This is a genomic window from Streptomyces phytophilus (assembly GCF_013870535.1).
Taxonomy (GTDB): domain Bacteria; phylum Actinomycetota; class Actinomycetes; order Streptomycetales; family Streptomycetaceae; genus Streptomyces; species Streptomyces phytophilus.
Genome location: NZ_JACBXC010000114.1, coordinates 1 through 9,318 on the forward strand (window position 1 = coordinate 1; position 9,318 = coordinate 9,318).

Sequence of the window (9,318 nt, forward strand, 5' to 3'; positions counted from 1 at the left end):
GGGCGTCGGCGCGGGCCCGGTCCTGGACCTCCTCGGCGGACCGCTCGCCCGCTGAGCCGCGGCCGCGGCACCCGGCACGGGGTCAGTCGCAGGTGACGCTGTCGCGCGGGGTGTAGGTCGTCGTGAACGTCTCCCGGTCGACCTCCCGGCCGGCGGACTTGAAGATCCGCTCGACGGCGACGTCGAAGCCCTCCAGCGGGGTCTGCGGTTCGCAGGCCGCCGCGTCGCCCTTGCGGGTGCCCGGCTCCTGCACGTTGGTCCGCGGGCCTTTGACGGACTCGATGGCGTCGTACTTCCTGGTGCCGAGGAAGGAGATGGTCACGGAGTCCTGGGTGGCGTCGGCCTGGACGTAGATGGCGTTGCCCGAGTCGTTCCTGAACTTCAGGTCGAGGCTGCCCCAGGCGACGGTGGCCTCCCGGCCCTCGGGGTAGCGCTCGATGTAGAAGGAGTGGGCGCCGTACTCCTCGAAGTCGACGCCCGCGAAGAAGGCGGCGTTGAAGACGGTGGTGGCCACGGCGGAGACGCCGCCGCCGGTGGCCCGCGTGTACTTGCCGTCCAGGATCATGATGCCCTCCACGAACCCGTTGGCCTCCGTCCGCTCGCCCACGGTGTCGTTGAAGCTCCACGTCCCGCCGGGCAGGACCACCGACCCGTCGATCAGCTTCGCCGCCTGCCCGACGTTCTGCGTGCGGTACGGGGCCGGGGGGAACTCGACGGTGAAGGTCGACATCTGCTCCTTGATGCCGAGGCTGTCGACGTTCCCGCGGGTGAGCTGCGGTTGTACGGCGCGGGTGGCCACCGGGCCCGTGCGGGCGCCGGCGCCCTCCTCGGGCAGGAGTTCCAGCACGGCCTGTTCCAGCGCCCGGGGCGTGATCTCGCGACCCGCGCTGCCGTCGGAGGCCACCGTGACCTGCTTGCCGTCCCAGTCCAGCCGCGCGTTCTCGGCCTCGTCGGTGGCCTCCCGGACCGCGGCCGCCACCTCGGACTCGCCGAGGAGGCCGCGGCCGTCGAGCCGGGGCGTCAGCTTCTTCGACGCGTCCGGCTCCATCGTGAGGTGGCCGGCCATCGCCGCCGGGGCTATCGCGATCTCCCCGCCGTCCGGGACGGTGAGCGTGACCGGCCCGGACATGGCCGGAGCGGCGAACCCGGCCATGGCGCGGTCGACTTCCGCCGCGCCGACGCGGGGCTCGACCCGGCGTACCGGGAGTGTCAGCGGGTCCTGCTCCGTGCCCGGGGCGGAGTTCTCCAGCTCTTCCAGCGCCCCGTCCACGTCGAGCTGCCTGCCGCCGCGCGGCTGTACGGCCGTGGGCTCGCCGCCGTGGAAGGAGACCGAACCGTCCCGCACCTTGCGGTCGTACGACTCGGCGAGGGCCGTCAGCGCCGCGCGGCCCTTCTGCCCGTCCACGCGGATCACCGGCTCGACGTCGCCGCCGCCCCCGGAGAAGAGCCGGCCGATGACGGTCAGCGGGCCGGAGCCCGACTGCGCGGCCGTGGCCGCGGTCTCCTCGGCGTCCAGGGTGATGCCCGCCGCCCCGGTGCCGAGCTTGCCGGGCTGGTCGCCCATGCGTATCCGCACGGTGTCGGGTACGAGTTCGGTCCTGTTTCGCTCCAGCTTCGCCTGGGCCTCCGCCCGGCTCATGCCGCCGATGTCGAGGTCGAGCACGCGGGTCCCCGAGGGTATGTCGTCACCGCCCGCCAGCAGGCCGATGAGGTAGAGGAGGCCGAAGACCGCGGCGGCGGCCCCGACCGCGACGCCTGCCACCAGACGCGGCCGGTAACGGCCGGCGGACGGGCGGTCCGGCGTCTCGCCGCCGACGGAATCGAGCACGGACTCTCCTCTTCATGGCTAAGTCTCTTGGCGATCGCCACCGCCGTGTGCGGCCTACTGCCGGAGGCTGCCGTCCCGCCGTTCGTCCCGGCGCGCGTGCCACGCGCCGGTGCGGGTGCCGGTGCGGGTGCCGACGGCGGCCGGGACCGCGGCCCGGAAGGCGGGGGCCGAGCGCTTCCGGTGGGGAGGTCGGGGCATGGTTCGACCTCCGCCCACTGCTTCTTTGCGTTAATCACCTTAGCGGACGCCTCGGACCTCCCGGTCGGGCGGGGTGCACAGGCGCGGAAGGGGAGGCCGGTGCGTACGGTGTCACCGCCCCGGCGAGGGCGGCGTACGCGGCCGGGGCCGGGACGGTGGTCAGGTGCCGTTGCGCCGTTTCGCCGACCGCAGGGCGGACCGCAGCGCGTCCACGTCCTGCGTCGACATCTGCTCGACGAAGCTCATCAGGGCACCGGCCGGGTCGGGGTTGCTGCCGAGCGCGTCCTGCATCAGCGCGGCGGTGTACTCCTGGCGGGTCAGGGTCGGCTCGTACACCCAGGCCCGGCCCTCCTTCTCGCGCTTCAGGACGCCCTTGCGGTAGAGGATGTCGGCGACGGTCTTGACCGTGCTGTAGGCGAGGGGCCGCTTCTTGTTCAGGTCCGCGAGCACGTCGCGTGCCGTCGCGGGCCGCCCCCAGGCCCAGAGGCGGTCCATGATCTCCGCCTCCAGCTCACCCAGCTGTCGCACGGTCGCTCCCTTCGGCCCCCTGCCGGGCGGTGGGCCGCGGCGTCGGCGCGGCCCCATCGTAGTCACCCGTTCCGGCCGGGAAACGGGCCGGCTCGTGGATGTCTGCCGAGGGTGTGGGCGTTGCGGGCGCGAGGGTTCGATGGGCCGAGGGGGGCGGGGGAGGTACGGGAAGTGGCCCCGGGGTGCGGGTCAGGCCCGGCCGACCAGTTCGTAGCCCGCCTCCTCGACCGCGCCGCGCACCTGCGCGTCGTCGAGCGCCCCGCCGGCCTGGACCGAGACGGTCCCGCTGGCGGCGTCGGCCTTGACGGAGGTCACGCCGGGGAGGGCGGAGACTTCCTTGGTGACGGACGCCTCGCAGTGCGCGCACGTCATGCCGCTGACGGTGAAGACGGTGCCGGTCTGCGCCGTGGCGGTCCCGGCGGTGGCACCGCCGCCGCAACTGCCGTCGGTGGTGCAGCAGGAGTTGCCGTCGCTCATGGTTCTTCCTCCGGAATGACAGGTGGAACGGGAGGGGCGTATGCCCTCTCACTGGCACGACCTTAATACCCCTAGGGGGTATTGGCAAGTCCGGTCGCGGGCCCGGACGGGGAGACGCCTGGGGCGGGTGCGCCGCCGGTGGCGGTCTACAACAGGAGCGTCCGGCGGCGTACAACTGACAGTCGGGCGTTCCGTCCGGATCACCGCTCGCCCGGTCCGCAACGCCCTGAACTCCTCCGTATCGTCCCGTACCGCACCGCACCGTACGAGTCCCGGGAGTCTCAATGATGAAGTCAAGCTGCTTGCGTGACCGGTGGGGCGGAGGTGAACGTTCGTCCGTCACGCAGCAGCGCCCAGAGCACGCTTGCTCGTCGGCGGGCCAGGGCGATGACAGCTTGGACGTGCTTGCAGCCCTCGCCGCGCTTCTTGAGGTAGAAGTCCCGGTTCGGGCCTTCACGGATGATGCTGGTCTGCGCGGACATGTAGAAGACGCGCCGCAGGCGGCGGCTGTAGCGCTTGGGCCGGTGCAGATTGCCGGTGCGGCGTCCGGAGTCACGCGGGACGGGCACCAGCCCGGCCGCCGAAGCGAGGTGGCCGGCATCGGCGTAGGCCGACAGGTCGCCGGCCGCGACGATGAACTCGGCGCCGAGTATCGGGCCCATGCCGGGCAGGGACTCGATGATCTCGGCCTGCGGATGGCTGCGGAACGTCTCGCGGATCTGCTTGTCGATCCGCTTGAGCCGGTCGTCCAGGGCCAGGATCTGCCCGGCCAGGTCGGCCACGATCTGTGCGGCCACATCCTCGCCGGGCAGCGCGGTCTGCTGGGCCTGGGCCGCCTCCAGGGCAGTCCCGGCGATCGCGTCGGCGCCGCGCACGCTGCGGTTGGCCAGCCAGGCCGTCAGCCTTGCCCGGCCGCGGCGGCGGATCGCGGCCGGTGTCTGGTAGCCCGTCAGCAGGACCAGCGCGCCTTTGTGGGCGGAGTAGTCGAAGGCCTGTTCCAGGGCGGGGAAGACGCCGGTCAGCACGTCGCGGAGCCGGTTGATCATCCGTACCCGGTCGGCGACCAGGTCGGTGCGGTGGGCGGTAAGCAGCGCAAGGTCGGCCGCGAGCTGCGCGGGCACGTCGATCGTGGTGAAGTCCCGGCGGTGGCGGGCCGTCTCGGCGATGACGTAGGCGTCGCGGGCGTCGGTCTTCGCCTCGCCCCGGTAGGCGCCCGCCATGCGGTTGACCGTGCGGCCGGGCACGTAGACGGCCTGCTGGCCGTGCGCCGCGAGCAGCGCCAGCAGCAGCGCGGAGGACGTGCCGGAGATGTCCACCGCCCAGTGCACCTGGTCCGCCAGGGCGAGGATCTCCCCCAGCGCGGTCAGGATCGCCGACTCGTCGTTGTCGATCTTCTTCGACCACAGCGTGGCGCCGGTGTCGTCGACCACCGCGGCCCAGTGGTGGCCCTTGCCCGCGTCGATACCGGCCCAGACCCGGGCCTGTCGCTCACTCACTCGCCCCTCCTCGTTCCCTACAGCATGCCGCTGGCCCGAGGAACACCCCGCTGTCATCTCCGTAATCAGCGACCGCACACAGCGCGCACATCTCAATCAGCAGCCAGGGCACCCCGGAGAACCGGACGGCCACTCCTTGGAAGCCACTGAAGGCAAGAACCCATAAGCCACATCCGGCCCTCCCGGGCCGCCCAACAACTTACGGAGGACCCATGGACGCCGAGCTCTTCGACCTCTCCCGCCGCCGCTTCCTCCAGGCCACGGCCGCCGCCACCGCGGCCACCGCCGGCGCCGTCCTCGACACCCCGGCCGCCGCCGCACCCCGCGGCGCCGCCGGCACACTGTCCTTCACCGCCGCCACCAACGGCTCCGCCACACTCGCCCCCGCCGGCGACCGCATCGTCGCCGAGGTGCAGAACGTCCTGTGGTCGATCCCTCGATCGGGTGGCGAAGCGACCGCACTCACCACCGCCGGACTGGAGCCCAACCGCCCGCAGTTCGCGCCCGACGGCCGCAGCCTGGTCGTCTGCGCCTACCGCGGCGGCGGCTTCCACCTGTGGACGATGCGGCCCGACGGCACCGGGCTCACGCAGCTCACCGACGGGCCCTTCGACGACCGCGCGCCCGCCTGGTCGCCCGACGGCAGCCGCATCGCGTTCTGCTCGGAGCGCGGCGGCGACCCGGTCGCCGGCAGCCCGTACCGCATCTGGATCCTCACCCCCGCCACCGGCGAACTGACCCGGCTGACCGGGCTGCCGGACCAGGAAGGCCCCCATCAGGGCGGCGCCTGGGAGGACTTCGACCCGGCCTGGTCGCCGGACGGCGCGCGCGTGCTTTTCGTACGCGCCGAAGTCGGCACCGACGGCACCCTCGCGGCCCGCACCGTCGCGTCCGTGGCCGCGGACGGCCCGCAGGAGGTGCGTACCGAGCACACGGACACCACCGGGGCCCAGGTGATGACCCCGGCGGTCGGCGCCGGCGGCCGGCTGGCGTATCTGCGGACGACCGCCGCGCCGTCGGCGTCGTGCACGCTCGTCGTCGACGGCACCCCCGTCGACCTCGGCGCGGCGGACGTGTCGCCCGTACCGCCCCGCTGGATCTCCGACGAGGAACTGCTGCTCACCGCCGGCGGGCAGTTCCGCATCGTGGACCTCGCGGCCACCGACCGGACGGAGACGATCGACTTCGCCGCCACGCTCCCCGTCGAACGCCCGCGGTACCGCGCCAAGTCGTACGACTTCGCGGACGGCGGCGTACGCCGCGTGCGCGCCGTCCACCTGCCCGCGCTGTCACCCGACGGCCGCCGCCTGGCCTTCTGCGCGCTCGGCGCGCTCTGGATCGCCGACGTCACCGGCGGCGGGCGCCCGCGCAAGGTCGTCCAGGCGGACCGGACCCGCTACATCCTCGCCCCCGCCTGGACCCCCGACGGCCGCGGCCTGGTCTACTCCGACGACCGCGACGGCCTCTTCGCCGTACACCGCCGCGACCTCGCCTCCGGCAAGGAGACCGTACTCGCCGAAGGCGGCCGGGTCTTCCCCGCGCTCTCCCCGGACGGCACCCGGCTCGCGGGCGTCGACATGACCGGCAACCTCGTCGTGACCGACCTCGCCTCCGGTACGGAGAAGGTGCTCGCCGCACCCCTGGGCGGGGGCGGGCTGCCGGGCCGGCCGAGCTGGTCGCCGGACGGGCGGTACCTCGCGCTGTGCGACCGCAACCGGCTCAACCAGCGCTTCCGCGAGGGCTACAACCTCATCCGCCTCGTCGACGCCGCCACCGGCGCCGCCCGCCTCCACCCCGTCGCGGCGCACACCTCGATCTCCGACCGCTACGACTCCGGCCCCGTCTGGTCGCCGGACGGCCGGTGGCTGGCGGTCGTCGTGGAGTCCGCGCTGTGGCTGCTGCCCGTACGGCCCGACGGCACCCCCGACGGCGAGCCGCGGCAGCTGACCGACGAGGCCGCCGACCACCCGTCGTTCTCCGGCGACGGCCGGCAGGTGGCGTACCTGTCGGCCGGGCGGGTCCGTATCGCCGACGTCGCCTCCGGCAGGGCCCGTACGGTACGCATCCCGCTCGACTACCGCCGCCCCGTCGCCCCCGACACCGTCGTGCACGCCGGCCGGCTCTGGGACGGCACGTCCGACGCCGTACGCGACGACGCCGACATCGTCGTCCGCCGCGGCCGCATCACCGCCGTCGAACCCCACCGCGCGGGCCGCCCCGCGGCCCGCCGCACCGACGCCTCCGCGCGCACGGTCGTCCCCGGGCTCTGGGACGCCCACATCCACCCCTGGCAGTCCACCTACGGCGGCCGGCAGACCGCGCTGCAACTCGCGTACGGCATCACCACCGCCGTCTCGCTGGGCGGCTTCGCCTACGAACAGGCCCGCGTCCGCGAGGCCGCCGACGCCGGCGAACTGGCGGGCCCCCGGCTGCTGGCCACCGGCGAACTCCTCGACGGGGCGCGCGTCGCGTACAGCATGGGCCGCGCCCACGGCACCCGCGCGGGCCTGCGGCGTTCGCTGACGCGGGCGGAAGGGCTCGACTGGGACTTCGTCAAGACGTACGTGCGCGCGCCCGGCTGGGTCATGGCCGAGGCGGCCGCCTTCGCGCACGAGCGGCTGGGCGTACGCAGCGGCAGCCACCTGTGCTCGCCGGGCCTGCAGCTCGGCCAGGACCTGACGACGCATCTGCAGGCCACGCAGCGGCTGGAGTTCGGCCACGCCACGACGGCGTCCGGACGCGCGTACGCCGACCTCGTCGACATCTACTCCGCGACCGGCGACTTCCACCTCATCGCCACCCCCTTCACCGCGCTCCCGCTGCTCGGCGCCGACCCGGCGCTGGCCGCGGACCCGCGGGTGACGGTGCTGATGCCCCCGTGGGACACCGCGACCGTCGTCCAGCGCGCCGAGCAGCCGCCCAGCGCCGCGGAGTTGCGGACCCTGGCCACCGAAACGGACGTCTACCGCCGCGTCCTGGCCGCCGACGGCGTCGTCGCCCTCGGCACCGACCAGCCCCTCGTCCCCGTCGGCCTCCACCTCCACCTCGCCCTGCGCGCCCTGCACCGCGCGGGCCTGTCCCCGGCCGAAGCGCTCCGCACCGCAACGGTGCTCCCGGCACGCGCCTTCGGCGCGGCGGACGACCTGGGCACGCTGGAACCGGGCAAGTACGCGGACCTGACGGTGATCGACGGCGACCCGTTCACGGACTTCGCGACGCTGGTACGCACGGAGTCGGTGCTCCGCGGCGGACGGCCCTTCGCCCAGGAGGACCTGGTGCGGTCCTTCGAACCGAAGGCGTCCCCGCGCGCCGACGTGGACTGGCTGGCGGTAGGCCGCCTGATGCGCCGCGACAGCTGCTGCGACACGGGCCTGTAGCCCGCACGCAATCCGGGCCCGGCCCTCCCCGGCGAGGAGGGCCGGGCCCATTCTTGTACGGGACAAGGACGTGCGGGACGTGGAAGGGGAGGGGCCGGTGGGTGGGTTGCCGGGGTCTGCGGGGGAGTTGTGTGCGGCGGTGGGGGAGGGGCGCAGTTTCAAGTACCTGTGTTTCTGGGGGCATCGCCCCAAGCGGCCGGGCGTGGTGGACGCCTCCTGCTTCAGTCAGTGGTGGCCGGTCGGGTTCGAGGTGGACGGTGTCGCGTACGCGACCGCCGAGCACTGGATGATGGCCGCCAAGGCGCGGCTGTTCGGCGACGAGGCGGCCGTGCAGCGGATACTCGCCACCCGCCATCCCGGGGCGGCCAAGGCCGAGGGGCGGAAGGTGCGGGGCTTCGACGAGGCCGTGTGGCAGGAGCACCGCTTCGCGGCGGTGGTACGCGGCAACCTGGCCAAGTTCGGCCGGCACGCCGACCTCGGCGCGTACCTCCTCGGCACCGGCAGCCGGGTCCTCGTGGAGGCGAGCCCGGTCGACCGCGTCTGGGGCATCGGCCTGGCCGCCACCGACGACCGGGCCCAGGACCCCGGTGCGTGGCGCGGCCTGAACCTGCTGGGTTTCGCCCTGATGGAGGTGCGGGCCACGCTCGCCGGACGGGCGGCGGGCTCGGTGTAGGGCGGTGTTCGTCAGGCTTGGGCGGCGGGGGCGGGTGGGGGGAGGAAGGCGGTGAGTACCGTGCGGATGCCCGGTGCGGGGTCGAAGTCCCGGTCCGGGGTGGCGACCTGGTGGAAGATCAGGCCGTCGAGGTAGTCGAAGAGGATCCCGCAGTGCTCCCGCGGGGCCGGTGAGCCGGCCTCCGCGAGCCAGGCCGAGGTCAGTTCGATCATGGCCTCGCGTGCGCGGCTGAGGGGTTCGCGTACCTCGGGGCGGGCGATGCCCTCCAGCGCCAGCGCGTAGCGCGCGGCGGTGCGGTGCCGGCCGGGGCCCAGGACGTGGCGGACCGTGCGGGCCAGGGCGTCGGCCAGGGCGTCGGGGGTGCCGCCGGCCGGGGCGGCGGCGAAGCGTTTCCAGTCGCGGGCGTCCAGCGCTTCGAGGTGGGCCACGACGCCGGTGACGAGGAGGGCGCGGCTGCGGAAGTGGTTGGACGTGGTGCCGGCGGGGACGCCGGCCGCTTTGTCGACCGCCTGGTACGTCAGTCCGCGCAGCCCGCCGGTGCCGAGCACCTTGACCGCCGCGTCCAGCACCTGTTCGCGCCTGCCCGGCATCCGCCGCGTCCCTTCGTCGACCTGCTGTGATCTGCACTATAAAAATAGTACGACCACTACAAACATAGTAGCCTGGCCGCATGTCCAGGAAAGCGATCATCGTGGGCGGCGGCGTCGGGGGCCTCGCCGCCGCCGTGCAGTTGCAGGCCGG

At 73.8% G+C, this 9,318-nt stretch carries 8 protein-coding genes; 2 read left to right on the forward strand and 6 right to left on the reverse strand.

The window, feature by feature from the left end:
• Positions 1-82: 82 nt before the first annotated feature.
• From H5J30_RS09075 to H5J30_RS09095, 5 genes are all read right to left on the reverse strand, one after another.
• On the reverse strand, positions 83-1,828 hold the full coding sequence (locus H5J30_RS09075; RefSeq protein WP_181786777.1) for a VanW family protein: 1,746 nt from the start codon (positions 1,826-1,828) through the stop codon (positions 83-85).
• 54 nt (positions 1,829-1,882) lie between these two features.
• Positions 1,883-2,026: a hypothetical protein gene (locus H5J30_RS09080; RefSeq protein ID WP_181786779.1), complete on the reverse strand. Its 144-nt coding sequence runs from the start codon at positions 2,024-2,026 to the stop codon at positions 1,883-1,885.
• Between the two features lie 159 nt (positions 2,027-2,185).
• Positions 2,186-2,554 carry a BlaI/MecI/CopY family transcriptional regulator gene (locus H5J30_RS09085; RefSeq protein WP_181786780.1) on the reverse strand — a complete coding sequence of 123 codons (369 nt, stop codon included), beginning with the start codon at positions 2,552-2,554 and terminating at the stop codon, positions 2,186-2,188.
• A gap of 189 nt (positions 2,555-2,743) precedes the next feature.
• Positions 2,744-3,031 carry a heavy-metal-associated domain-containing protein gene (locus tag H5J30_RS09090; RefSeq protein ID WP_181786781.1) on the reverse strand — a complete coding sequence of 96 codons (288 nt, stop codon included), beginning with the start codon at positions 3,029-3,031 and terminating at the stop codon, positions 2,744-2,746.
• 293 nt (positions 3,032-3,324) lie between these two features.
• Positions 3,325-4,527, reverse strand: coding sequence for an IS110 family RNA-guided transposase (locus H5J30_RS09095; protein WP_181786782.1), 1,203 nt, complete (start codon positions 4,525-4,527; stop codon positions 3,325-3,327).
• Positions 4,528-4,739: 212 nt separating this feature from the next.
• Here H5J30_RS09095 and H5J30_RS09100 point away from each other — a divergent pair, with 212 nt between their 5' ends.
• The gene (locus H5J30_RS09100) at positions 4,740-7,904 is read left to right on the forward strand and encodes an amidohydrolase family protein (RefSeq protein ID WP_181786783.1); all 3,165 of its coding nucleotides are present in this window, start codon (positions 4,740-4,742) and stop codon (positions 7,902-7,904) included.
• A 139-nt stretch (positions 7,905-8,043) separates the two neighbouring features.
• Entirely contained in the window at positions 8,044-8,577 is a 534-nt protein-coding gene (ybiA, locus tag H5J30_RS09105) for a riboflavin biosynthesis intermediates N-glycosidase (RefSeq protein WP_181786785.1), read from the forward strand.
• A gap of 11 nt (positions 8,578-8,588) precedes the next feature.
• Here ybiA and H5J30_RS09110 read toward each other — a convergent pair whose 3' ends face one another.
• Positions 8,589-9,167 (reverse strand): TetR/AcrR family transcriptional regulator, encoded by a 579-nt coding sequence (locus H5J30_RS09110; protein ID WP_181786784.1) that lies wholly within the window; start codon positions 9,165-9,167, stop codon positions 8,589-8,591.
• Positions 9,168-9,318 lie beyond the last annotated feature (151 nt).